Origin of the sequence: Aquibacillus koreensis, assembly GCF_025154055.1 — a bacterium.
Taxonomy (GTDB): domain Bacteria; phylum Bacillota; class Bacilli; order Bacillales; family Amphibacillaceae; genus Aquibacillus_C; species Aquibacillus_C koreensis.
Genome location: NZ_JAOALK010000056.1, coordinates 173,716 through 198,467, shown reverse-complemented (window position 1 = coordinate 198,467; position 24,752 = coordinate 173,716). Strand labels below are relative to the sequence as shown.

Annotated in this window: 27 protein-coding genes; 26 read left to right on the top strand and 1 reads right to left on the bottom strand. The window is 36.6% G+C overall.

Annotation, left to right across the window (positions count from 1 at the left end; all coding sequences use genetic code 11):
* Positions 1-13: 13 nt before the first annotated feature.
* From efp to NYQ66_RS17310, 26 genes are all read left to right on the top strand, one after another.
* Positions 14-571 carry an elongation factor P gene (gene efp / locus NYQ66_RS17435; RefSeq protein WP_259871323.1) on the top strand — a complete coding sequence of 186 codons (558 nt, stop codon included), beginning with the start codon at positions 14-16 and terminating at the stop codon, positions 569-571.
* Positions 572-1,330: 759 nt separating this feature from the next.
* Positions 1,331-2,308 (top strand): stage III sporulation protein AA, encoded by a 978-nt coding sequence (spoIIIAA, locus tag NYQ66_RS17430; protein ID WP_259871321.1) that lies wholly within the window; start codon positions 1,331-1,333, stop codon positions 2,306-2,308.
* Positions 2,253-2,765: a stage III sporulation protein SpoIIIAB gene (spoIIIAB, locus tag NYQ66_RS17425; RefSeq protein ID WP_259871319.1), complete on the top strand. Its 513-nt coding sequence runs from the start codon at positions 2,253-2,255 to the stop codon at positions 2,763-2,765. The genes spoIIIAA and spoIIIAB overlap by 56 nt, the downstream gene beginning before the upstream one ends.
* A 15-nt stretch (positions 2,766-2,780) precedes the next feature.
* On the top strand, positions 2,781-2,987 hold the full coding sequence (gene spoIIIAC, locus NYQ66_RS17420) for a stage III sporulation protein AC (protein WP_226035050.1): 207 nt from the start codon (positions 2,781-2,783) through the stop codon (positions 2,985-2,987).
* Positions 2,988-2,993: 6 nt separating this feature from the next.
* Positions 2,994-3,383: a stage III sporulation protein AD gene (spoIIIAD, locus tag NYQ66_RS17415; protein ID WP_259871314.1), complete on the top strand. Its 390-nt coding sequence runs from the start codon at positions 2,994-2,996 to the stop codon at positions 3,381-3,383.
* A gap of 24 nt (positions 3,384-3,407) precedes the next feature.
* Positions 3,408-4,595: a stage III sporulation protein AE gene (spoIIIAE, locus tag NYQ66_RS17410; protein WP_259871312.1), complete on the top strand. Its 1,188-nt coding sequence runs from the start codon at positions 3,408-3,410 to the stop codon at positions 4,593-4,595.
* 16 nt (positions 4,596-4,611) lie between these two features.
* Complete coding sequence (spoIIIAF, locus tag NYQ66_RS17405) at positions 4,612-5,235, top strand: stage III sporulation protein AF (RefSeq protein ID WP_311202031.1); 624 nt, start codon at positions 4,612-4,614, stop codon at positions 5,233-5,235.
* Positions 5,235-5,876, top strand: coding sequence for a stage III sporulation protein AG (gene spoIIIAG, locus NYQ66_RS17400; protein ID WP_259871311.1), 642 nt, complete (start codon positions 5,235-5,237; stop codon positions 5,874-5,876). The genes spoIIIAF and spoIIIAG overlap by 1 nt, the downstream gene beginning before the upstream one ends.
* 14 nt (positions 5,877-5,890) lie before the next feature.
* Positions 5,891-6,505 carry a SpoIIIAH-like family protein gene (locus NYQ66_RS17395; RefSeq protein ID WP_259871310.1) on the top strand — a complete coding sequence of 205 codons (615 nt, stop codon included), beginning with the start codon at positions 5,891-5,893 and terminating at the stop codon, positions 6,503-6,505.
* A 277-nt stretch (positions 6,506-6,782) separates the two neighbouring features.
* On the top strand, positions 6,783-7,268 hold the full coding sequence (gene accB, locus NYQ66_RS17390; RefSeq protein WP_259871309.1) for an acetyl-CoA carboxylase biotin carboxyl carrier protein: 486 nt from the start codon (positions 6,783-6,785) through the stop codon (positions 7,266-7,268).
* Between the two features lie 12 nt (positions 7,269-7,280).
* Positions 7,281-8,636, top strand: a complete 1,356-nt coding sequence (gene accC, locus NYQ66_RS17385) for an acetyl-CoA carboxylase biotin carboxylase subunit (RefSeq protein ID WP_259871308.1) — start codon at positions 7,281-7,283, stop codon at positions 8,634-8,636.
* Positions 8,637-8,699: 63 nt separating this feature from the next.
* Positions 8,700-9,095 carry an Asp23/Gls24 family envelope stress response protein gene (locus NYQ66_RS17380; protein ID WP_259871307.1) on the top strand — a complete coding sequence of 132 codons (396 nt, stop codon included), beginning with the start codon at positions 8,700-8,702 and terminating at the stop codon, positions 9,093-9,095.
* A 210-nt stretch (positions 9,096-9,305) separates the two neighbouring features.
* Entirely contained in the window at positions 9,306-9,689 is a 384-nt protein-coding gene (gene nusB, locus NYQ66_RS17375) for a transcription antitermination factor NusB (protein ID WP_259871306.1), read from the top strand.
* A 24-nt stretch (positions 9,690-9,713) separates the two neighbouring features.
* Positions 9,714-10,571, top strand: a complete 858-nt coding sequence (gene folD / locus NYQ66_RS17370) for a bifunctional methylenetetrahydrofolate dehydrogenase/methenyltetrahydrofolate cyclohydrolase FolD (RefSeq protein ID WP_259871301.1) — start codon at positions 9,714-9,716, stop codon at positions 10,569-10,571.
* Positions 10,572-10,628: 57 nt separating this feature from the next.
* Positions 10,629-11,984: an exodeoxyribonuclease VII large subunit gene (xseA, locus tag NYQ66_RS17365; RefSeq protein WP_259871299.1), complete on the top strand. Its 1,356-nt coding sequence runs from the start codon at positions 10,629-10,631 to the stop codon at positions 11,982-11,984.
* The gene (locus NYQ66_RS17360; protein ID WP_259871297.1) at positions 11,974-12,207 is read left to right on the top strand and encodes an exodeoxyribonuclease VII small subunit; all 234 of its coding nucleotides are present in this window, start codon (positions 11,974-11,976) and stop codon (positions 12,205-12,207) included. Before xseA ends, NYQ66_RS17360 begins: the two co-directional genes overlap by 11 nt.
* Position 12,208: 1 nt before the next feature.
* Positions 12,209-13,093, top strand: coding sequence for a polyprenyl synthetase family protein (locus tag NYQ66_RS17355; RefSeq protein WP_259871295.1), 885 nt, complete (start codon positions 12,209-12,211; stop codon positions 13,091-13,093).
* Positions 13,094-13,788: 695 nt separating this feature from the next.
* Positions 13,789-14,361, top strand: a complete 573-nt coding sequence (locus NYQ66_RS17350) for a hypothetical protein (RefSeq protein WP_259871293.1) — start codon at positions 13,789-13,791, stop codon at positions 14,359-14,361.
* Between the two features lie 23 nt (positions 14,362-14,384).
* Positions 14,385-16,277 carry a 1-deoxy-D-xylulose-5-phosphate synthase gene (gene dxs / locus NYQ66_RS17345; protein ID WP_259871291.1) on the top strand — a complete coding sequence of 631 codons (1,893 nt, stop codon included), beginning with the start codon at positions 14,385-14,387 and terminating at the stop codon, positions 16,275-16,277.
* Positions 16,278-16,282: 5 nt separating this feature from the next.
* Complete coding sequence (locus tag NYQ66_RS17340; RefSeq protein ID WP_259871289.1) at positions 16,283-17,113, top strand: TlyA family RNA methyltransferase; 831 nt, start codon at positions 16,283-16,285, stop codon at positions 17,111-17,113.
* A gap of 73 nt (positions 17,114-17,186) precedes the next feature.
* Entirely contained in the window at positions 17,187-17,636 is a 450-nt protein-coding gene (ahrC, locus tag NYQ66_RS17335) for a transcriptional regulator AhrC/ArgR (RefSeq protein ID WP_259871287.1), read from the top strand.
* Positions 17,637-17,671: 35 nt separating this feature from the next.
* Entirely contained in the window at positions 17,672-19,417 is a 1,746-nt protein-coding gene (recN, locus tag NYQ66_RS17330; protein WP_259871286.1) for a DNA repair protein RecN, read from the top strand.
* A gap of 320 nt (positions 19,418-19,737) precedes the next feature.
* Complete coding sequence (gene spoIVB / locus NYQ66_RS17325) at positions 19,738-21,027, top strand: SpoIVB peptidase (RefSeq protein ID WP_259871284.1); 1,290 nt, start codon at positions 19,738-19,740, stop codon at positions 21,025-21,027.
* A 342-nt stretch (positions 21,028-21,369) separates the two neighbouring features.
* A complete protein-coding gene (gene spo0A / locus NYQ66_RS17320) occupies positions 21,370-22,104 on the top strand; it encodes a sporulation transcription factor Spo0A (RefSeq protein ID WP_407652113.1) in 735 nt (244 codons plus the stop codon).
* Positions 22,105-22,262: 158 nt separating this feature from the next.
* A complete protein-coding gene (gene safA, locus NYQ66_RS17315) occupies positions 22,263-22,859 on the top strand; it encodes a SafA/ExsA family spore coat assembly protein (protein ID WP_259871282.1) in 597 nt (198 codons plus the stop codon).
* Positions 22,860-23,081: 222 nt separating this feature from the next.
* On the top strand, positions 23,082-24,428 hold the full coding sequence (locus NYQ66_RS17310) for an aspartate kinase (RefSeq protein WP_259871281.1): 1,347 nt from the start codon (positions 23,082-23,084) through the stop codon (positions 24,426-24,428).
* Between the two features lie 51 nt (positions 24,429-24,479).
* Here the strand turns inward: NYQ66_RS17310 and NYQ66_RS17305 are convergent, their stop codons facing one another.
* On the bottom strand, positions 24,480-24,731 hold the full coding sequence (locus NYQ66_RS17305) for a DUF2627 domain-containing protein (RefSeq protein ID WP_259871280.1): 252 nt from the start codon (positions 24,729-24,731) through the stop codon (positions 24,480-24,482).
* Between the last annotated feature and the right edge of the window lie 21 nt (positions 24,732-24,752).

The following is a 24,752-nucleotide window of genomic DNA, read 5'->3' as shown; positions in this document are numbered from 1 at the left end:
AGGAGGAATAACGATGATTTCTGTAAACGATTTTAAAACAGGTCTTACAATAGAAGTAGACCATGATATTTACTCAGTAATTGAGTTCCAACATGTTAAACCAGGAAAAGGTGCGGCGTTTGTACGTACAAAATTAAAAAACTTACGAAACGGCAATATCCAAGAGAAAACATTCCGTGGGGGAGAAAAAGTAGGTAAGGCCCACATCGAAAATAGAAAAATGCAATATTTATATGCAGCTGGTGATGTGCATACGTTCATGGACACACATACGTATGAACAATTAGAGCTACAAGCATCACAAATTCAGTATGAATTAAAATTCTTGAAAGAAAACATGGAAGTACATATTATGACTTACCAAGGTGAGACTTTAGGTGTAGAGCTTCCAAATAACGTAGAACTTACTGTAACTGAAACAGAACCAGGTATAAAAGGTGATACGGCAAGTGGTGGTACAAAGCCTGCTACAGTTGAAACTGGGCTTGTTGTACAAGTACCATTCTTCGTTAACGAAGGTGATGTTTTAGTTATTAATACAAGCGACGGAAAATACATTTCTAGAGGATAATAATCTGGATTTGACTGTTTTTTGACAAAAATAGTACGTAAACATAAAAGAGATTTACAGCCAATATAAATGGCAGTAAATCTCTTTTTTTTGTTCATTATAACTGCGTAGTTTCCATAAACTGCGTCGTAACTATCGGACCCGCTACTCAAGTGAAATTGGCTCCCTTTCCGCGGGCACGGCCTCAGCTAACTCAGTAGCAAAGTGCGCTCCTGAGTGGATCTTCGGCTCGCGCTGTTCCCGCAGGAGTGTCGCCAATTTCACTTGTTCCGCTAGTAACTGTGTTTGGTAAATGAGTTACATGAGTTACATTTATTTGGTGATCAAAACAAAGTTCATAAAAAACATTGTTGACAAACAACCCTTATGAATAAGCTTTATCTTTTTTATGGTATAAAAATGCTAGTGGAGGAAATACGCGTAGACTCCTGTGGGATCTGCGAGACAGGCGAGACCCTGCAGGAGCAAAGCGACGAAGCGGCTCGGCGCTCGCCCCACGGAAAGCGAAGTGTATTTCCGGAACGGTAGAGCAATATTTCCATTTTTAGTTACGTCGGAGTTTATATCTACAGCGGATAAAGGGATTTATTCGTAAAGATGCGTATTGATTCCTGAATCAAATCTACTTTATAAACGATAATTAAGGGCGGTCTAGTAAGTGTCTACTAATTTAATTTTCTATAGTCATATATGGGACAGGTTAGCATACATATACAGTAAAGCAACAATTACAGGACTATAGGAAGAAGTGAATGGAATATGGATGAAATCATTAGACTGTTTCCAACAGAAATACAAAGCGAGTTGACTAGTGAAGTTGGTGATCAATGGACAAGTTTACAGGAAATTCGAGTAAGAATTGGAAGATCTGTTGAATTGATATTTGACGACCAGTCACGGATGCTAAAGGATGTTATACCATCAATGGAAGATGGTACTTTCCTAATTAATCAATTAAGTCAATTCTCTTTATATCGTATCGAGGATGAACTTAGAGAAGGCTTTATTACGATTGAAGGCGGTCACAGGGTTGGTCTATCGGGCAAAGTAAATACCATAAATGGAGCAGTGAAGGCAATTAAGCATATTTCATCCTTTAATATTAGAGTTGCGAAAGAAAAAATAGGGGTTGCGTTAAAATATATACCATATTTATATGAGGAACAGATTGCAAGTACTTTAATTATTGGTCCACCCCAAACTGGTAAGACAACCTTGTTACGTGATTTAGCTCGAATCATTTCGACTGGGTACAAGCAAATGCCTGCGCACAAAGTTGGAATTATAGATGAACGCTCAGAAATTGGAGGAAGTGTGAAGGGCGTACCCCAGCATCATTTAGGAACAAGATCAGATATCATGGATGCTTGTCCAAAGGCTGAGGGACTAATGATGATGATTCGGTCGATGTCACCAGAAGTTATTGTAGTGGACGAGATTGGGAGTAAAGAAGATGTAGATGCACTGATGGAAGCTTTACATGCCGGTGTGAAAATCATCTGCTCTGTTCATGGCGAGTCATTTTCTGATATTCAAAAAAGGCCATCTCTGCAACCGTTGCTAAACCAAGAGGTTTTTGATAGGTTTGTTTGTTTGTCTAGATCGAACAAGCCTGGCGTGGTAAACGGAATCTTAGCGAAAGATGGTAAAAATATACTGAAGAAACCGAGGTGCGCACAAAATGAAATGGATCGGGGCACTTCTATTGATAAGCGCTACTACTTGGGTGGGGTTTGAATTAGCAAAAAAATTAAATGAGAGACCAAAGCAGATTAGACAACTAAAAAGTGCCTTGCAAATACTAGAAGCTGAAATATTGTATAGCCAGTCTCCAATCGTGGAAGCTTGTCTCCATGTATCCAATCAATTACCACACCCTATATCCTGGTTTTTTAAATCTGTAAGTAAGGACTTAAAAAAATCTGCAGTTAGTTTAACGGATATTTGGAGTAAGAATTTAAATAAATTTTGGCCACTAGTATCTCTGGGGCAAAATGAAAAAGAGATATTAAGGCAGTTTGGCAGGACATTAGGACAACACGATTTCACACAACAACAAAAACATATTCAGTTAGCGTTAACACACCTGGAAAGAGAACTTCAAGAAGCTATAGATTACCAATACAGATATAGCAAAATGGTAAAGAGCTTAGGTTTCTTAACTGGACTTTTAGTAGTACTACTCTTGATTTAGAAAGGAGTAAGGTGAATGCTTGGCGATGCATCGGTATTATTTCAAATTGCTGGAATTGGAATAATTGTAGCAATGATTCACACGATTTTGAAGCAGATGGGTAAGGAAGAATATGCACAATTTGCAAGCCTTGTAGGTTTTATTATCGTGCTAATTTTCGTAATTAATGGAATTTCTGATTTGTTCCAACAAATAAAATCTGTTTTTCTTTTCCAAGGGTAGAGTCTAATGGAAATTGTAGAAATTGTTGGCCTAGGAATTGTTACAAGTTTGTTAGTACTTGTATTGAAAGAACAAAAGCCTTCATTCGCCTTCTTTCTTATCTTGCTTGCAGGGATAGCTATATTTGTAACTGTTATTCAATACATCTCAGAAATACTTAACTTAATACAGACGCTTGGAGAAAAAGCTAATGTGAATGGCATGTACATTGAAACCATCTTGCAAATCATAGGGATCGCATACATAGCGGAATTCGGTGCAAATATGGTTAGGGATGCTGGTCTATCAGCGATAGCCTCTAAGATCGAACTAGCAGGAAAAATTTTAATACTAGTGTTGGCTGTACCAATTTTAACAGCGGTTATCGAAACAATTATAGGGTTTATCCCTACCTAATTGGAAGGGAGCAGGATTAAGTGAATGAACCAGTTAATGAAAATTGTCGTTACAGGACTTATGCTAAGCCTTCTCTGTTCTATACTTCCACTTCAGACATCCGCAAGCGTAAATCAGAGTAATGAAATAGAAGAACAATCCATTAGTGTTGAAGATATTTCCTTTACAGAGGTCAAACGATACTGGAATCACGTTGTTGACGAATATGGTGGCTATTTACCAGGACTAGAAAAAACATCATTTTTGGAGTTTATCAAAAATGGAGATAGCTTATCAATCAAAGAATGGATAAGTGGATTGTTAGAATTTATGTTTTTTGAGTTAGTGATGAACGGCAAGCTGTTAGGGTCCTTAATCATGCTTACGCTATTCTGTGTGGTTCTGCAAACCTTACAGAACTCCTTTGAAAATAAGGCTGTAAGTAAAGTGGCTTACGCAATTATATATATGGTTTTAATTGTATTAGCATTAAATAGTTTTAATCTGGCGGCTTCTTATGCCAATGATACGATCTCTACGATGAGTGGATTTATGATGGCTTTATTACCATTAATGTTAGGATTGATGGCTTCATTTGGCAATCTAGTAGCCGTTTCTTTCTTTCAACCGATCATCGTTTTTTTGATACACATTAGTGTACTTTTAATATCAACTATAGTTATCCCTTTATTCTTTTTATCGGCATTGTTAAATATTGTAAGTACCTTAAGCGAAAGCTACAAAGTTACACGATTGGCTGATCTTCTAAAGAATACGGCTTTATGGCTTTTAGCAGCCTTTTTAACGATCTTCTCAGGGGTTATTTCTGTACAAGGAGCTGCAACGGCTATAACAGATGGTGTTGCAATGAAAACAGCAAAATTTGTTACAGGAAATTTTATTCCGGTTGTTGGAAAGATGTTCACAGATGCGACAGATACCGTTTTAAGCGCATCTTTGTTACTAAAAAATGCAGTGGGAATTGTAGGGGTTATCATCCTAATAGCATTGGTATTGTTTCCAGCTATTAAAGTATTCGTAATCGCAATTATATACAAGATTACATCTGCACTGTTGCAACCAATTGGTGACGGTCCAGTAATCAAGTGTATGGATATTATTAGTAAACATATTATTTATATCTTTGCTGCATTATTGGTAGTTTGTTTTATGTTTTTTCTAGCTATTGTTATTTTAGTCGCATCTAGTAATCTCACGTTGATGCTTAGATAAAAAGGGGGAGTTAGCGATTGATGTATTAATTGATTGGGTAACACAAATTATTCTCTTTCTTTTATTGGCTATGATTATCGAACTTTTATTACCTAACTCTTCCATGAAAAAATACATTAATATGGTTGTCGGCCTTTTATTAATATTAATTTTTCTACAACCTTTATTTCATTTGTTTCAAGTTGATGTAGAAAGCTTAGTAGACAACACTTCACCCTTCTTTAATACCGCAATAGAAGATGAAGAAATGAAAAATTCAATAGAATTAAAGAAAAGTGAAATACAACAGGTACAAGCTGCATATGTTGTAGAAGAGATGGCTGTCCAAATGAAAAAACAAGTGGAAGAGGGGTTGAGTGAACAATATGGTGTAGCGATCAAAGAAATTTCATTTGAACTAGATAAAGAGGAGCAAGCAGCTATTACTCTTGAAAGCTTAAAAACAATTTATGTAACACTTATGAAAGTGGATGAACAAAAAATGGGTGCAGTTCAAGAGGTAGTCATTTCTGTTGATGATCCAGATACTAGCGAAGAATTACCACCCGAAATAGAAGACATAACGTCTTTTTTATATGAATCATGGCAGCTAGAAGAAGAAGATCAAGATATTTCGATTCTATGGGAGGGAGGGGTATAGTGGAAAATCCATTTCGAAAATTATTCTCACAATTAAAATTGAAAACCGAAGATGGAAAAAAACCAACAAAGATGGGATATATCCTTGTAATAGCCTTAATTGGTTTTCTTGTCTTAATCGTTAGTAATATGTTCCAAGGTTCCACTGACGAGAACAATTCAATATCGATCCCAGATAATAATGCAACATCGAGTGAGGAAGAAGTTTTTCTTTCAAACAAAGAAGATGAAAAGACAGATCAAGTCTCAGAAATAGAGGCGCAATATGAAGAAGACCTCACAAACTTATTAGAGAAAATCGCTGGGATATCCGAAGTGGAAGTAATGGTTAATTTAGATTCTACGAAACAAAAGGTATTTGAAAAGAATCTAATAGTAGGAAAACAAACCACAGAAGAAAATGATCAAAATGGTGGGGAAAGACTTGTGGAAGATAATACGGAAGAGCAACAAGTGGTAATTGTGAGGCAAGGGGATCAAGAAGTACCACTTATCGTTCATACAAAGAAACCAAGTGTAAGAGGTGTATTGGTAGTTGCAAAAGGCGTTGATCACATCGAATTACAGCAATGGGTAGTAGAAGCTGTATCGAGGGTGCTCGATGTCCCATCTCATAGAATCTCAGTTATGCCTAAAAAATAAGGGGAGGAATACAAATGTTAAAAAAACAAACGGTATGGTTACTAACCATGTTAAGTCTTATGATTGTGCTTAGTGTTTACTACATGAGTTCACCAAGTGGAGAGGATCTTGCATATTTGAATAGCAATGGTCTTGAAGATGAAACTGCTACTACAGGTGCAGGGGAAGAAAGTACAGATCTGGACGCTTCAGGCGAAGAAGTAGATCAAACAATGGTTGGTGAAACAGAAGAACAAGCTATGGAAGAAGGAGAAGTTACTTCTTCAACATCTTCTGATGAATTATTTGCAACAATTAGAATGCAATTAACTAATGAAAGAAGCATGGAAATGGAAAGATGGGAAGATGTAGTTGCTTCAAGTTCTGCTACTACAGATGAGAAGGAAGAAGCCTACGAAAGACTTCAAGAGATCAAGTCTGTTTCAACAAAGGAAATGATTCTTGAAGAGACGTTAAAATCAGAAAAAGGTTATACAGACGTCCTCGTTCGGTCCACGGATCAAGACATCGTGGTTACTGTAAAAGCAGATGAGCTTTCGAAAACGGAAGCAAATAATATCATGCAAATGGCAAGAGATGAATTTGGAATGATGGAAGTACAAGTGAAATATCAACCATCTAGCTCTTAATTGGAAAAAATTCTATATATGTTATAACTGGCGCACAAACGTAAAATAGTTTGGGCGTCAGTTTTTTAAAAGGCCATTCACTTGCTTAGTTTTGGTTAAAAAATGTACATATGATATGATAAGGGACAAGAATATGCATGTATTAAATGACCAACGAAATTAGAATAAATAGGATTAGTCTACAAGGAATAGTTGCAGTTTTACGCTTGTTCTCGTAAAATGTTAAGAGGAGTTATTAGTACCTGTTATTAAATGTTAAGATAGAGGGGTGCATAAAATGCTAAAAATTGAAGAAATACATGAATTGATTAAACGAATCGATGAGTCTTCCATTGATGAATTAACATTTGAAACGAATGAAACAAAATTATCGTTGAAGAAACACAAGGGAGAGGTGGTTACTTCACACGCAGTTCCTACACAAGTTACTGCACCGGCACCAGCAACGGCTGTTGTAGATCAAAGTAATCAAACCTCATCAGGTGAACAGGCAGGAACAGAACAACCTACTGTTGCTAATTATGACCATGAAATTGTTTCGCCTATGGTAGGTACTTTTTATAGCTCACCATCTCCTGATAAAGATCCTTTCGTACAATCTGGAGATAAAGTAAAAGCAGATACAGTGGTTTGTATTGTGGAAGCGATGAAACTTTTTAATGAAATTGAAGCAGAGGTAAATGGCGAGATTGTAGAAATATTAGTTGAAAATGGTGAGCTTGTAGAATACGGCCAACCACTATTTAGAGTAAAGAACGTATAAGGGGTTGACATTGTGATTAAGAAACTCTTAATTGCTAATCGAGGGGAAATAGCGGTGCGAATTATCCGAGCTTGTAAGGAAATGGGAATTGAAACTGTTGCTGTCTATTCGGAAGCAGATAGTGAATCTTTGCATGTACAACTTGCAGATGAATCGTATTGTATTGGACCCAAGAGCAGTAAGGATAGTTACTTGAACTTTACAAATATCATGAGTGTAGCAACACTAACAGAAGTAGATGCGATCCATCCTGGTTATGGATTCTTGTCTGAGAATGCAGACTTTGCAGAGATATGTAAGGCTTGTAACATTACATTTGTTGGGCCTAGTGCGTATGCTATTCAAAAAATGGGAACGAAAGATGTTGCAAGAGAAACGATGAAACAGGCAGGTGTGCCAATTGTCCCGGGATCAGACGGTATAATTGAAAATGAGCAACAAGGAATAGAAGTTGCCGAAAAAATTGGATATCCAGTTATTATTAAAGCTACTGCCGGTGGTGGTGGAAAAGGGATCCGAGTAGCAAGAACAGAAGAAGAACTTATTAAAGGAATACGGGTTACACAAAATGAAGCGGAAAAAGCATTTGGTAATCCTGGCGTTTATATAGAAAAATTTATAGAAGATTTCCGTCATGTTGAAATACAAGTACTTGCAGATAACTTTGGTAACGTTGTTCATTTAGGTGAACGTGATTGTACAATTCAAAGACGTTTGCAAAAATTAATTGAAGAAACGCCTTCGCCTGCGATCGATGAAACAATGCGTGAGAAAATGGGAACTGCAGCAGTAAAAGCTGCAGCAGCGGTGGAATACTCTGGTGCGGGTACTATAGAATTTATCTTTGACCAAAAAGAGCAGACATTTTATTTCATGGAAATGAATACAAGAATTCAGGTAGAGCATCCTGTTACCGAGATGGTTACCGGGATAGACTTAATAAAAGAGCAAATTAACATTGCTAATAATGAACAATTGTCATTTAAACAAGAGGATATTGAATTTAGAGGACATGCGATAGAATGTAGAATAAATGCAGAAAATCCATTCAAAAATTTCATGCCTTCTCCAGGTGAAATCACTATGTATTTAGCACCTGGTGGATTAGGGGTTAGAATTGATTCGGCAGCATATCCAGGTTACAAAATCCCGCCGTATTATGACTCCATGATCGCTAAGTTGATTACATATGGTGCAACGAGGAAAGAAGCAATTGACCGAATGAAAAGAGCCCTCGATGAGTTTGTTATTGATGGTGTTTCTACAACAGTTCCTTTCCATAGTCGTATGATGAGTCATGATGTGTTTATAGACGGAGATTTTAATACGAAATTTTTAGAGAATTATACTATAATGGATAATGAATAGGTAATAAGATTAAACATGATAGATAAGCTTTACTTATAGTATATTTATAAGGAGTGAACGTAGATGGGTGATAACTCTATGTTGAATGTGAGTGAAGATTCTAATCTAGGTAGAGTAGAAATTGCTCCTGAGGTTATTGAAGTTATTGCTGGTATAGCAACAACTGAAGTTGCAGGTGTGTCGTACACAAGAGGGAATTTTGCTACTGGTGTTGTAGAACGTTTAGGCAAGAAACAGTCGCATGGTAAAGGTATAAAGGTTGAATTGACCAATAATGGTGTAATCATAGATGTATTTGTTGTGATTGACTATGGTTTTACTATTCCAGATGTTGCACAAAAGATTCAGACTAATATTCGCCAAGCGTTAAAAAACATGACAGCTCTAGAAATTGATGAAATAAATGTTCATGTGGTTGGCGTGAATATGGAATTGAAAGAACCTGCTGTTGAAGAATAAAGAAATGATTATTCATTTTGCAAAATAGCTATATGTTGATGGTAATAGGGGCCCGAGGGGATTAAATATCTCTTTCAGAGGCCCCTATTTTTCATGACATACGTTTAGTTTGCGGGTGATTTTAATTTTCGACATACATGAATATAGCTTTGCATTCTGTAAAATGTTATCATTTGAAGCAGATATAATTGAATAAGGAGAATCAGAATAATGAAACGAAGAACAGCAAGAGAAAAAGCATTTCAAGTGCTCTTTCAAATCGATATAAACGATATAGAACCAAATGAAGCGATGGAGCTCGCTTTAGAGCAGGACGTTGAAGATGCTTATCTAACTAGTATCGTACATGGCGTTGTGCAACATAGACAAGCAATCGATCAAAAAATTACAGACAACTTAGAGAATTGGAAGTTATCTCGATTAGCATATGCGGAGAAAGCTTTATTACGGATTGCTACTTATGAACTATTCTTTAGTGACGAACAAATACCACAAGGTGTTGCTATTAATGAAGCTGTAGAGATTGCACACTTGTATGGGGATGATAAGTCTGGAAAGTTTATTAACGGTGTTTTATCTAAGATGATTAAATAAATAAGTATTTAGGGGGAGAAAGAAATGACGGCAGAAGTAATTTATGGTAGCGAGCTTGCGGTAACATTACGAAATGAAATGAAGGAAGAAGTGGAAGGATTAAGAAAACAAGGCATTACACCTAAACTTACGGTTATTTTAATTGGTGACGACCCTGCATCTCAATCCTATGTAAAAGGGAAGCAAAAGGCTTCTGATTATGTAGGGGTAGATTCAGAATTATTCAAATTGCCGAGCAGTACCTCTGAAGAAGAGCTTTTAACACGTATAGATCAATTGAACAAAGATAATAGTGTACATGGTATTTTGGTTCAACTACCTTTACCAAATCATATTGATGAACAGGCGATTATCGAAGCAATTAGTCCTGAAAAAGATGTTGATGGCTTTCACCCAATTAACATTGGTCGTATGATGACTGGCAAGGATACGTTCTACCCATGTACACCATTTGGTATTATAACTATGCTAAAATCGAAGAATATTAAAATCGATGGCAAAAAAGCGGTGGTTGTTGGGCGAAGCAACATCGTTGGAAAACCAGTTGGACAATTATTGCTAAATGAAAACGCGACAGTAATTTATTGTCATTCTCGAACAGAGAACATGCGTGCTTATACAAAAGACGCTGATATCTTAGTTGTGGCAGTTGGTAAAGCGCACTTCTTATCTGGTGATGATATTAAAGAAGGCGCAGTTGTCATTGATGTTGGTGTCAACAGATTAGAAAACGGTACTTTAACTGGCGATGTGGAGTTTGAGTCAGCAAAGGAAAAAGCATCCTTTATTACACCAGTCCCTAAGGGAGTAGGTCCGATGACCATTACAATGTTATTACATAATACAATTAAGTCTGCGAAAAATTTTCATCAAATTAGATAATTTTCCTATCTTATAAAGGGCAATACTTCTAATATAAATAGATGGGGTGTTTCTAAAATGAATGATAAGTATCTTACTGTTACTGCGCTGACAAGGTATATGAAGCGGAAGTTTGAAATGGATAGTCATCTAAAAGAGGTTTGGTTAAAGGGAGAAATCTCTAACTTTAAGCATCATAGCCGTGGTCACATGTATTTTACAATTAAAGATGATTATTCTAGAATACAAGCAGTTATGTTCGCAGGTAATAATCGCAATCTTAAATTCAGACCTGAAAATGGTATGAACGTCCTCCTTAAAGGCGAAATAAATATCTACGAACCTCAAGGACAATATCAACTATATATTCAACAAATGGAGCCAGATGGAATTGGAGCGCTTTATCTTGCATATGAGCAGCTAAAAGAGAAGTTGGCAGCGGAGGGTTTATTTGATCCTTTACGTAAAAAAAGTATCCCTGTGTATCCCAAACATATCGGTGTCATCACCTCACCAACTGGTGCTGCTGTCCGTGATATTATAACGACTATTCGAAGGCGCTTTCCAATTGTACAAGTTACCATCATACCTGCGTTGGTTCAAGGAGATCAAGCACCGAAATCCATAGTCAAGGCAATTCAATTTGCTAATCAGTCACCCAATTTTGACGTGCTAATTGTTGGGCGTGGTGGAGGATCCATAGAAGAACTGTGGAGCTTCAATGAGGAAATAGTTGCAAGATCTATTGCTCAGTCTCATATTCCAATCATATCAGCTGTGGGTCATGAAACAGATTTTACGATTAGTGATCTAGTAGCTGACATAAGAGCTGCTACGCCAACAGGTGCAGCGGAAATCGCCGTTCCATCACAACAAGAGCTAATAGAAAAGGTGCATCATCTAGAACGATCGCTTAAACGCGTAATCAATGACCAAATAGTAAGAAATAAAGAGCGACTAAATAAAATGAAGAAATCATATGCATTTCGATACCCTGAACAGCTTATTAAACAAAAGGAACAACAGTTAGATAAAAATGTAGATCGTTTGGGAAGAGGTATAGCGCAGCTCCAAGATCAAAGGCGATCTTCTTACACATATTTGCAAAAAAGATTAATACAACAACATCCTGACAAGCAAGTGAAGCAATTGAACAATCATTTACAACAACTGTTAACTAGACATCATCGTTCCTTTCAATCGATTTTTAGGGATCATGACAAGCGATTTGGTACAATGATCGATAAATTATCCTTATTAAATCCATTAAATACGATGAAAAGAGGGTATTCCATTTCATACACAGATGAGGGGAAAGTAATTTCATCCATTACCTCCGTGCAACCGGGAGACAAGATGACTGTAAAGGTAGTAGATGGAAGCTTAGATTGCCAAGTTTGGGGAATTGAGGAGGAGACTAATAATGACAAATAAACAAGAAGTTACGTTTGAAGAAGCAATGGAAAAGTTAGAAGAGATTATTGAAAAATTAGAAGAAGGGGAAGTCCCTTTAGAAAAAGCAATAAAATATTATGAGCAAGGCATGGAGTTATCGAAGGTTTGTAGTGAAAAATTAACAAGGGTAGAAAAACAAATGGAGCAAATCGTAAACGAGCAAGGCGAAATGGAACCATTTATCATTCAGGAGGAAGAATAGCGTGACCGTGCTGTTATCGAGTTATATAACTGAACGACAACATATCGTTAACAAGTCTTTAACTTCATTTGTTGAACAAACCAACATACCCACAACATTAAAAGAATCGATGCTATATTCCCTTGAGGCTGGAGGAAAACGAATTCGGCCAGTATTAATGATGGCTAGTTGTGAGTCATTTGGTGGGGACTATAATTCTGTAATGACTGTAGCTTTAGCTTTAGAAATGATTCATACATATTCATTAATTCATGACGATCTACCCGCAATGGATGATGATAACTTTAGAAGAGGAAAGCCAACTAATCATCGTAAATTTGATGAAGCAACTGCCATATTGGCAGGAGATGGACTGCTTACATTGAGTTTTAAAGCAATTGCAAGTGATCCACAATTAAGCGCCGAACAAAAATCATTTTTAGTCCGAGAGCTAGCTCAAGCAAGTGGTCCTGAAGGAATGGTTGGTGGTCAAATTTTAGACTTGCAAGCGGAACATATGGAAACAGCCTTGCATGAATTAGAGCAAATCCATCGGTTAAAAACCGGACAATTAATTAAGTTTGCTATCATTAGTGGAGCATATATTGGTGGTGCTAATAAGGAGCAGTTACAAGCTCTGGAGTCCTTTGCTGATTATACAGGTTTAATATTTCAGGTTCAGGACGACATCTTAGATGTGTCTGGTGATGAGCAGTTACTTGGTAAACCAATTGGAAGTGACGAAACGAATTTTAAGAGTACATTTCCGAAATTACTTGGCCTTTCAGGTGCAATAGAGCAAAAGCAGATGTATGTGCAAAAGGCTAAAGCAGCTTTACATAGTGCTGGATTGGAAAACTCTTTATTAGATGAATTAACTGATTATTTGAGCAATCGCGATTATTAGCAGATGGATTGAGTAAATACTTATTCTATGTTATATTATTTATACATTGGGAATGGTGCAGTATTCTAGTCAGTCCTCCGTTCCTGAAGGCGGGCCTAAAAATCCGCCAAAGGGCACATCGATGAAGTTCCTTGTGCTGGCTTGAGGCGCCCAGCCTTGGGTCAGTGCTGGGAGTTAAGGTTGCAGGGCGATCCACAAAGGCATGTGGGCGAAGACCCTGTTTCCGCGGAGGCCCATCTCTGTGGTGAATACTAAGCCTAGTATTTGCGATGGAATGGGGTATGAACCTGCGTAGGTAGGGATTAATCTCTCTATCCGCAGCGTAGCCTGCCTTGAGTGGTCCAGAGGGGATTATGGTCACGAGTGTAAATAGACAGATGGCCACTGTTTGTTACACTTTTCATCCATATGAAATCTGTACTGCAAAAGAGGCTAGGGAACGGTAAAGGGCTGTTGAGGAAATCTCCTAGACTGTTCCAAAAGGACATTTAAAAGGGATTATAGTGCGGACTAAGTGGCAATCCAGTCTAGCTGTTGGCAACAACGCTAAGATGGGTTTAAAGGGGAACCGCCAGAATGGCAACATTCGGTACCTGTCTGGGAAAACCTACTGGACCTAAGCCGCAGTTTTTACCTTTTAAATGACCATTCCTACTTACATAATAAATAAATCTTTTACTTAGAGGTAATCATAAATGTCTAAATCGCAATTACAAAAGTCGATAAAATTTAGTATAAGTATCGCCGTTATCACGTTTGTGTTAGCGGCTATTTTTTCAGTTATTTCCTCCTCGATATTAAGTGAGGTAGTGTGGATTATTGGGTTATTAATTGTATTAACAATTGTGTTTATTGGCGTTTTTTTCGATATGTTAGGAATTGCGGCTACAGCTGCTGATGAAGTGCCATTTCACGCAATGGCAGCTGAGAAGGTAAGCGGTTCCAAACAGGCTATTGTCATAGTCCGAAATGCAGATCGATTCGCTAGTTTTTGTAACGATGTTATTGGAGATATATCAGGAATTGTCAGTGGTACAGCTTCAGCAATAGTTGTATTGCAGGTGGCAAATGTTATGGGTTATGGTGAAGGAACAACATTGCAAATTGTGATCTCTGTCTTTTTAACTAGCTTAGTTGCAGCATTGACAGTAGGTGGTAAAGCAGTAGGAAAGTTCTTTGCAATCCATGCATCTACTGATATTATATTCTTTGTAGGTAAAATGATTGCGTTTATAGAAGATAAACTTAAAATAAAGGTAATTAAATAAACTTAAAAGGGAGGAATCCCATTATGGATCTTACTAGCATTAAAGATCCTTCGTTCCTAAAAGAATTAACTAACGAAGAATTAGAAGTTTTAGCTTATACAATAAGACAGTTTCTGATCGAGAAATTGTCAGTTACTGGGGGGCATCTAGGAGCGAATCTTGGTGTGGTAGAGTTAACCTTAGCTTTGCATAAAAACTTTACAAGCCCAAAGGATAAGTTTCTTTTTGACGTTGGACACCAAGCATATATTCATAAGATGTTAACAGGGAGAACGGCTCAATTTGAAACACTAAGGCAATACAAAGGTTTATGTGGATTTCCTAAGATGAGCGAAAGTGAGCATGACGTTTGGGAAGCAGGACATAGCTCTACTTCTCTGTCTGCGGCTATGGGTATGACCATTGCACGTGATATGAAAGGCGAAGATAATCATATCGTTCCTATAATCGGTGACGGAGCTCTGACGGGTGGTATGGCTTTAGAGGCTTTAAATCACATTGGTCATGAGAAGAAAAATATGATTGTTATTCTTAACGACAACGAAATGTCTATTGCAAATAATGTAGGTGCGCTTCATAATGCCTTAGGTAGAATGAGAAGTGCAGGGAAATACAACCGAGTTAAAGATGAATTAGAGTGGTTATTAAAGAAAATACCTGCTGTAGGTGGGAAATTAGCCCATACAGCAGAACGTGTAAAGGACAGTATGAAGTATTTTATGGTCCCAGGTATGTTGTTTGAAGAATTTGGATTCACCTACTATGGTCCTGTGGACGGGCATGATTTCACAGCCCTTCAAGAAAATCTGCAGTATGCAAAGAAAACAGAAGGTCCAGTTCTTGTACATGTAATTACCCAAAAAGGAAAGGGTTACTTTCCTGCAGAATCAGATAAAAAGGATAAATGGCATGGTGTGGGTCCTTATAAGATTGATTCAGGTGAAAAAATAGCACCTTTACATGCGCCGCCTGCTTGGAGTTCTGTAGTAAGTGGAACATTGCAAAAAATTGCAAGACAAGAAGAAAGGTTAACCGTCATTACGCCTGCCATGATTCTTGGTTCAAAACTAGATAAATTCCAACAAGAATTTCCAGATCGTCTTTTTGATGTCGGGATCGCAGAACAACACGCAACAACAATGGCTGCCGGATTAGCAACACAAGGCATGAAACCGTTTTTGGCCATCTATTCTACCTTTTTACAACGAGCATATGATCAAGTGCTACATGATGTATGTAGACAAAATTTAAACGTTGCTTTTGGTATTGACCGTTCAGGCTTAGTTGGTGCTGATGGAGAAACACACCAAGGTGTATTTGATATTTCATTCTTAAGGCACATGCCTAATATGGTAATTATGATGCCTAAAGACGAGAATGAATGTCAACATATGGTTCAAACCGCTATTGATTATGATAATGGTCCAATTGCATTAAGGTTCCCTAGAGGGAATGCACTAGGGATACCGATGGATGAATCACTATCAACCATTCCTATTGGTTCTTGGGAAATTCTTGAAGAAGGTTCAGATGGCGTCATACTTACATTTGGAACGACGATTGATATGGCGCTTGATGCTCGTGAAGAATTAAAAGAACAAGGTTACTCTGTCCGTGTTGTCAATGCACGTTTTATTAAACCATTAGATGAGGATATGCTCCATCAAATCATGGCTAGCAATATACCAATTCTTACGATTGAAGAGGCTGCGTTACAAGGTGGGTTTGGTAGTGCGGTATTAGAGTTTGCGGAGGAACACCATTATGATAATGTAAAAGTAAAACGAATGGGTATTCCAGACCGTTTTATAGAGCATGGTAAAGTAGAAGAGTTGCTTTCAGAAATTGGTTTAACAAAAGAAACAGCTATTCATACACTTTTGCAAATGTTACCAAGTAAACAAAAGAAGGCTTGAATGATATGAGTAAAAAAACACGACTTGACATCTTGTTAGTGGAGAGAGATTTAATTGAAACAAGAGAAAAAGCTAAAAGAACAATCATGGCTGGCTTAGTTTATTCTGACACTGTTCGTTTAGACAAGCCAGGGATGAAGGTAGACGAAGATATCCCTTTGAAGGTAAAAGGGAAACTCATCCCATATGTGGGACGAGGTGGGCTTAAATTAGAGAAGGCATTAAAAGCTTTTCAATTAGATCTTTCTAATAAAACAATGATTGACGTAGGTTCATCAACCGGTGGATTTACAGATTGTGCCCTGCAACATGGTGCAACATTAAGTTATGCTGTAGATGTCGGCTATAACCAATTGGATTGGAAACTAAGGAACGATGATCGTGTGGTCGTAATGGAAAAAACAAACTTCCGTTATGTAACCCCAGACATGTTAAAAAGGGGTCAACCAAATTTTGCTTCTATTGATGTATCTTTTATATCACTAAGACTAATACTTCCAGTTTTAGCCCAATTGTTAACAGACGGTAGTGATATCGTTGCGTTAATTAAACCACAATTTGAAGCTGGAAAAGATCAAGTTGGTAAAAAAGGTATCGTTCGTGATCCGAGTATACATGAGCAAGTTATTTTGAATATATTAACATTTGCTATAAATGAAGGTTATGCAATCAGAGATCTTACTTATTCGCCTATAACTGGTGGGGATGGAAATATTGAATTTTTGGCCCACTTACAATGGAATCAATCAGAAAAAGAAGGAAAAAGAGAGATCAATGTCGAAATTGACAAAGTAGTCAATGAAGCGCACCAAATACTGCAACAAAAAAAATTGTAATTTCATTGGGCTGCACTCTGTAGCCCAATTTTTACATGCCATTATTTAATTGTAAGTATGAGGAGGACCAACTGTGAATAAGGCACAACGTCATATTAAAATTCGTGAATTAATTACGGATAAGGACATTGAGACACAAGATGATCTAGTTGATCAATTAAGAAGACTTGGATATAACGTTACACAAGCCACCGTATCGCGGGATATAAAAGAGCTACACTTAGTAAAAGTACCAATGATCGATGGTCGCTATAAGTACAGTCTACCTGCCGATCAACGATTTAATCCCTTAGAGAAGTTGAGAAGATTAATAATGGACGCGTTTGTAAGAATAGACACAGCTGGTCATTTTATCGTGCTTAAAACTTTACCTGGAAACGCAAATGCTGTAGGAGCGCTCATAGATAATTTAGATTGGACTGAAATATTAGGAACCATTTGCGGGGATGATACGATCTTAATAATTTGTCGTACTGAAGATGAGTCGATAAAAATAAAGGACCAATTACTAGAGATGTTATAATTTGCTAAATTCGACCACAGATTGAGGTGGAATATATGTTAACAGAACTATCAATAAAAGACTTTGCGATTATTGATGAAATAACCATTACATTTAGGGACGGTTTAACGGTACTAACCGGTGAAACAGGAGCGGGTAAATCGATTATAATTGATGCTGTAGAACTTCTTTCAGGAGGAAGAGGATCAGTGGAATTTGTGCGATACGGTGCAAAGAAAGCTAATCTAGAGGGACTATTTATTATTGATGACCGGTCACATCCGATTTTTAAAAAAGCAAAGCATTATGGAATCGACATTGATGAGGACGGGATGATTGTATTAAACCGCACAATCACCGCGAATGGAAAAAGTATATGTCGAGTAAATGGTAACTTAGTTACGCTTGCTATTCTAAAAGAAATAGGAAAAACGATGATTGATATTCACAGTCAACATGAGACCCAATCCCTTATGGATGTAGAGCGTCATATTGAGCTATTAGATCTATATAAAAAAGAAACGATGGATCAAGCTAAAGAAGAATATTTGGTTTTTTATCATCAATTAAACAGTTTACGCAAACGTTATAAAGAATTAACGGAAAACGAACAAGAGATGGCACAACGTTTGGACTTATTGCAATTTCAATTAAATGAATTACGGAATGCTGAATTAAGTCCGGATGAAGATCATTTATTGTCAGAAGAACGTCAGAAGCTTATCAATTATGAACGTATCTATAAAGGAATTCAAGATGCATATAATGCATTATATGGAGAGCAGAAAGGCTTAGATTGGTTATCTTTAGCTTTAAATGGACTAGAACAAGCAAGTGAGTACGATGATCACTTAAAAGAAAAGCAGGAATCATTGTCAAACAACTTTTTTTTAATAGAAGAATTAACTTACGATTTGAGAAATTATTTAGATGGACTTGAGTTTGATCCTGAAAGATTAAATTACTTAGAAGGCCGATTAAATGAAATAAACCGTTTGAAAAAAAAGTACGGCCAATCTGTGTCGGAAATGCTTGCATATGCATCCAAAATTGAAGATGAAGTAGACGAAATTCAAAACAGAGACTCTCATTTACTAAAACTAGAAAATGAAGTGTTTGAAGTAGGTAATGATACTTTATTAGAAGCTAAACAACTTCACGACCTTCGTAAGGAAGCCGCAACATCATTGATTAAAGACATACATAAAGAGTTGAAGGATTTATATCTAGAAAAAGCGGCATTTGATGTGGATATTAGTATTAAAAAAGGGACGTCAAACGATTTAGAATATGATGGTTTTCCAGTTCATTTAACTCCAAATGGAATGGATAGTATTAAATTTCTTATCACAACAAATCCCGGAGAGCCCTTAAAAGAATTAAATAAAGTTGCATCAGGTGGGGAATTATCTAGGATTATGTTAGCATTAAAACGAATTTTCGCTAAACACCAAGGTGTTACAAGTGTTATATTTGATGAAGTAGATACTGGTGTTAGCGGAAGAGTTGCCCAGGCAATTGCTGAAAAAATATATGGCGTTGCAGTAGGATCCCAAGTGCTATGTATTACACATCTTCCTCAAGTAGCATCCATGGCAGACACCCATTTACTTATCGAAAAACATGTTTCAAATGATCGCACGAGTACGGTTGTAAAAGAACTCGAACAAGATGATCGAATTGAGGAAATTGGGCGAATGACCACTGGAGCTGAACTGACCGAAACATCCATGAGTCATGCAAAAGAACTAATTACGTTAGCGGAAAAACATAAAACTACAGTTAAAAATACTATTCACTAACCTTGCCATTATAAATGGTAAGGTTTTTATTTTTTTATAAAAAAATTACGGGTATAAAGTATAAGAAATTCGTTTATGAGGAGCGAAATGAATTTTTCTAACCTCTTCAAGCCAATTCTTACTAATTTGGATATCTTCGTTTTATTATTGTCTAACGTGAGAGAATAATGAGTAAGCGTTTAGAAAACTCTTTGAACCAATATTATTACAGGAAAAGTTAACCCAAATTTCTCATCTTTGCTTGGTTTAAAAATAACAACGTAAGGTCAAATTAGAAATACAGAAATAAAATATGGGTTAGGAACGAGGAGAGTGAAAATATGAATAATAATTGGATTCGAAAAGGAATAGGAATATTGCTCCTTGTTACTTTCCTTTGCATTCCATTTTTAACACCGATACAGACATATCTTTCTATACCAAGTCAAATAACCACATTTAACAATACAGAACAATCAATTTCACTTCCCGTTATGGGAAACGCGGTTTCAGTCCATTCAAACGAATCAAATCAAGTTATTGAAGCGATTAATTCATCTGAATTTCAAACATTAGAAGCAGGAAGCAGTGACATTGTATATGAAATGGCAGGTATTCCTGTAAAAAGAGTTAATGTAGAGGTCTTAGATGATTTTAGAATCATTCCTGGTGGACAATCAATTGGTGTCAACTTACAAACGCTAGGTGTTTTAGTCGTAGGACACCATCTTGTTGATACAAATGAAGGAGAAGTATCACCTGGTGAAGAGGCAGGAATACAAGTCGGTGATACACTTTTAAGTATTAATGGTCAAAAAATTAACAATATGAAGGAAGTAACTCCTTTTGTTAACGAAGCAGGTGAAAAAGAGGAGCCACTTCATGTAGAAGTAAAAAGAGAAGACAAGACGTTTAAGACTGAATTAAAACCTTATTTAGATTCAAAAGACAATAGCTACCGAATTGGTCTATATATTAGAGATTCGGCAGCGGGCATTGGAACAATGACATTTTATGATCCAAAGTCAAAGAAATACGGAGCGCTAGGCCATGTAATTTCTGACATGGACACGCGTAAACCCATTGAAATAAATAATGGAACAATAGTAAAATCCAATATAAAGTCAATTGACAAAGGTCAAAATGGAAACCCTGGTGAGAAACAGGCTGAATTTTCTGCAGGTGAAAGGCAGATAGGTAATATTACTAAGAACAGTCCATTTGGGGTGTTTGGCAAATTAGACAGAAACCTTTCGGAAGGTTACATGAATGAGCCAATGCCAATTACGTTACCACATGAAGTGAAAGAAGGTCCTGCAAAGATACTAACTGTGGTTGAAGGAGAAGAAGTAAAGGAATTTGATGTAGAAGTAGTGAATAGTGTGAATCAAAAATATCCAGCCACTAAAGGTATGATCATTAAGATAACGGATAAAGAATTATTGGATAAAACTGGTGGAATTGTACAAGGGATGAGTGGGAGCCCAATTATTCAAGATGGAAAAGTAATTGGAGCAGTAACACATGTTTTCGTTAATGATCCAACGTCTGGTTATGGTGTTCACATCGAATGGATGTTGCATGAAGCAGGGATCGATATTTATAAAGGTGAACAAGAAAAGGCAAGTTAAAAGTGAATAGTTATGGCAAATCTCTTATCAGTGCTTGCTGATAAGAGATTTTTTAATTTGGGATACCATGATCATGCATTTGTGTTACAATAAAATAAAGATTTTTCGACAAAAATGAGCTATTTTGTGAATATTTTTGTCATAATACATCGAAATATTGAGTAAATCTAAGATAAACTAAGAAAAACTAAAAAAACTTAAACTTTTTTACGGAAAAGAAGGATTTTTAGAACTTGTGTCGAAATTGTAACGTGGAGCTAGAGAGAGCATTACGTTAAGGAGGAAATGAATGTGGAAAAAATTAAGGTGTGTTTAGTCGATGACAATCGTGAACTAATTCAAATGATGGAGGACTATTTTGCTGAACAATCAGATATAGAGGTTATCGGCACAGCGTATAATGGCAAAGAATGCCTGGAATTATTAGAAGAAATCGAACCAGATGTGTTGGTTCTTGATATTATAATGCCGCATATTGACGGATTAGCGGTATTAGGCAAAGTGAAACAACAAGAGCGAGCAAAGAATATAAATGTTATTATGTTAACTGCATATGGACAGGAAGAAGTAACAAAGAAAGCAGTAGATCTAGGTGCTTCTTACTTTATTTTAAAACCATTTGATCTTGAGAATTTAGGTGATCAAGTAAGACAGGTACACGGTGTAAAATCAGCAGTTGATAGTAAAATGTTTAAACAAAAATTTAACAGAGATAACAATAAAAAAGATCTAGAAGCAAACATCACGCATATTATTCATGAAATTGGTGTCCCTGCACATATTAAAGGTTATATGTACTTAAGAGAGGCAATTACAATGGTCTATAAAGATATAGAACTACTTGGATCGATAACAAAGGTCTTATATCCAGACATAGCAAAAAAATATAATACGACTGCTTCAAGGGTAGAACGTGCGATCCGTCATGCGATCGAGGTAGCTTGGAGTCGAGGTAATATGGATTCTATTTCGTCTTTATTCGGTTATACAGTTAGTATCTCTAAAGCTAAGCCAACAAATTCTGAATTCATAGCAATGGTTGCCGATCGTTTAAGATTAGATCACCGTGCTAGCTAATTAAAGAAAAAAACTGCACTTCATTTGTTAGAGTCTATCTAATGAATGGCGTGTAGTTTTTTTAATTTCTATCCTATTTTTTCATAAAAATATCCTTCTTAAATACGAATAATTCCTTTTTTTAGAGGGATTTTAACAGAGAAGGAGGATGATAGGAAATGAAGAAAATTTTGATGTTCGTTTTATTTCTTTTTGCGCTTACACCTTTAACTGTATCTGCAGCAGAGACATACACGGTACAACCCGGTGATAGCATGTGGAAAATTGCGGTTAGGTATCAGATTGGAGTTACAGAAATCATAGAGGCGAACCCTCAAGTCGAGAATCCCAATCTTATCTACCCAAAACAAAAATTAAATATCCCTAATATTGATACAATTAAGCACACAGAGCATCAGGTTATTCAATTAACAAATCAAGAACGCGCAAAACATGGTCTACCTGCTTTAAAGCCAGATTGGGAATTATCACGTGTAGCTAGATATAAGTCACAGGATATGCATGATAAGCGTTACTTTTCTCACACGAGCCCAACATATGGTTCACCTTTTACAATGATGCAAAATTTTGGAATTAACTATACAAAAGCTGCTGAAAACATTGCAAGAGGACAACGTACCCCAAATGAAGTAGTTCAAGCATGGATGGATAGCCCTGGACACCGTAAAAATATACTTACTGGTGAATACACGCATATTGGAGTTGGATATGTGAAAGATGGAAACTACTGGACACAAATGTTCATAACAAAATAGAATAAAAAATGACCTTGATCTATGATCAAGGCTTTTTTTATTCTATTTGTCCGCATAAAATGATAAAATAAATCAAATCGAGAGTAAAATAGTTAGAAAACGTAAAAATACTTCCAGACTATTTACTTTAGGCTTAGCTTTAACAATAACAATATGTGTTAAATTGTGTTACTATTTAGAAATGTACAGAAAATAGAAAACTTAAAAATGGAGAGGTTAAATATGAAAGTAGCAAAATTCGGTGGGAGCTCAGTTGCAAGCGCTGAGCAGTTAAGAAAAGTTGCTAATATTATCATGGAGGATCCAGAAAGAAGAGCAATAGTAGTATCGGCACCAGGAAAGAGAAATAAAGAGGACATCAAGGTTACGGACTTGTTAATCGAAATTGGAGAAGCTTATTGCTCAGGTGAATCTTATGATGAACCGTTGGCACAAGTCCTTGCACGTTTTAGAGACATTACTAGTGAACTTGGGTTAACTGATCAAGTATTGGCTGAGATTAAACAGGATGTAGAAAAGACTATTGCTTCTGACTACAGTGATGCATTTAAAATAGACGCAATTAAAGCTATTGGAGAAGACTCTTCTGCTAAGGTATTGAGTGAATACTTGAAAACCTTAGGTGTAGAAGCTACATATCTAAATCCAAAAGATGCAGGTATTATTGTTAGTGATCAACCAGGAAATGCACAACTATTAGAAGAAAGTTTTGAACATTTGCTAAAAATAAGAGACCGAAATGAGATTGTCGTCATACCTGGGTTTTTTGGTTATAGTAAAGAAGGAAAATTGGTTACATTTTCTCGAGGTGGGTCTGATATTACAGGCTCTATCGTTGCTGCGGGTGTACAGGCAGATTTATATGAAAACTTCACGGATGTAGATTCTGTTTATTGTGTGAATCCTAATATAGTCGAAAATCCTAAAGAAATTACATCGCTAACTTACAAAGAAATGCGAGAACTATCTTATGCTGGATTCTCTGTTTTTCATGATGAAGCATTAATTCCAGCTTTTAAAGCGAGTATCCCGGTATGTATTAAAAATACGAATAATCCAAATGGTTTGGGCACAATCATTGTTTCTCAAAAAGAAACCGGCGAGAATCCTGTGGTTGGGATTGCGAGTGATACAGGCTTTTTAAGTTTATATGTAAGTAAGTATCTTATGAACAGAGAACTTGGCTTCGGGCGTAAGTTATTGCATATTTTAGAGGATGAGGGTATTTCGTTTGAACATACACCTTCTGGAATTGATGATATGTCTGTAATCATCCGGGAAAGTCAATTGCCTAAAGATAAAGAAGCACGGGTAATTGAAAGAATTAAGAATGAATTAGACCCTGATACGGTTTACACGGAAAGAGGTCTAGCTCTAATCATGATCGTTGGTGAGGGCATGAACAGTACGGTCGGCATTGCTGAAAAAGCAACATCAGCTTTTTCAAAAGCAAATGTTAATTTAGAAATGATGAATCAAGGTTCATCAGAGGTATCGATGATGTTCGGTATTAAAGCAGCGGGTGTAGATGCGGCAGTAAAAGCGTTGTATCACGTGTTCTTTGAATAAACATATAACAAGAGGCACGTACCATCATGGTACGTGCCTCTTGTTTGTTGATTAGCTTTCTTCTTCTTTACTGAATCGACCTTTAGTTAGATTTCTCTTTCGGTCTCTATGTAAAATAAAACCAGCTATAAATGCCAATCCAGCGATAAAAAATAATAGACCTACAATAAATTGAACAGTTGAATGAAAAAAGATAGGGAAGAATACTCCAAATAGAGCATCGCGCATTAGTTTAATGCCAAACGTGGCAATTACCCCAGGTATAACTAACAATAATAGTGCAATTAATCTCAAGTTAATCATCTTCCTTTCACCTTAGTAGTA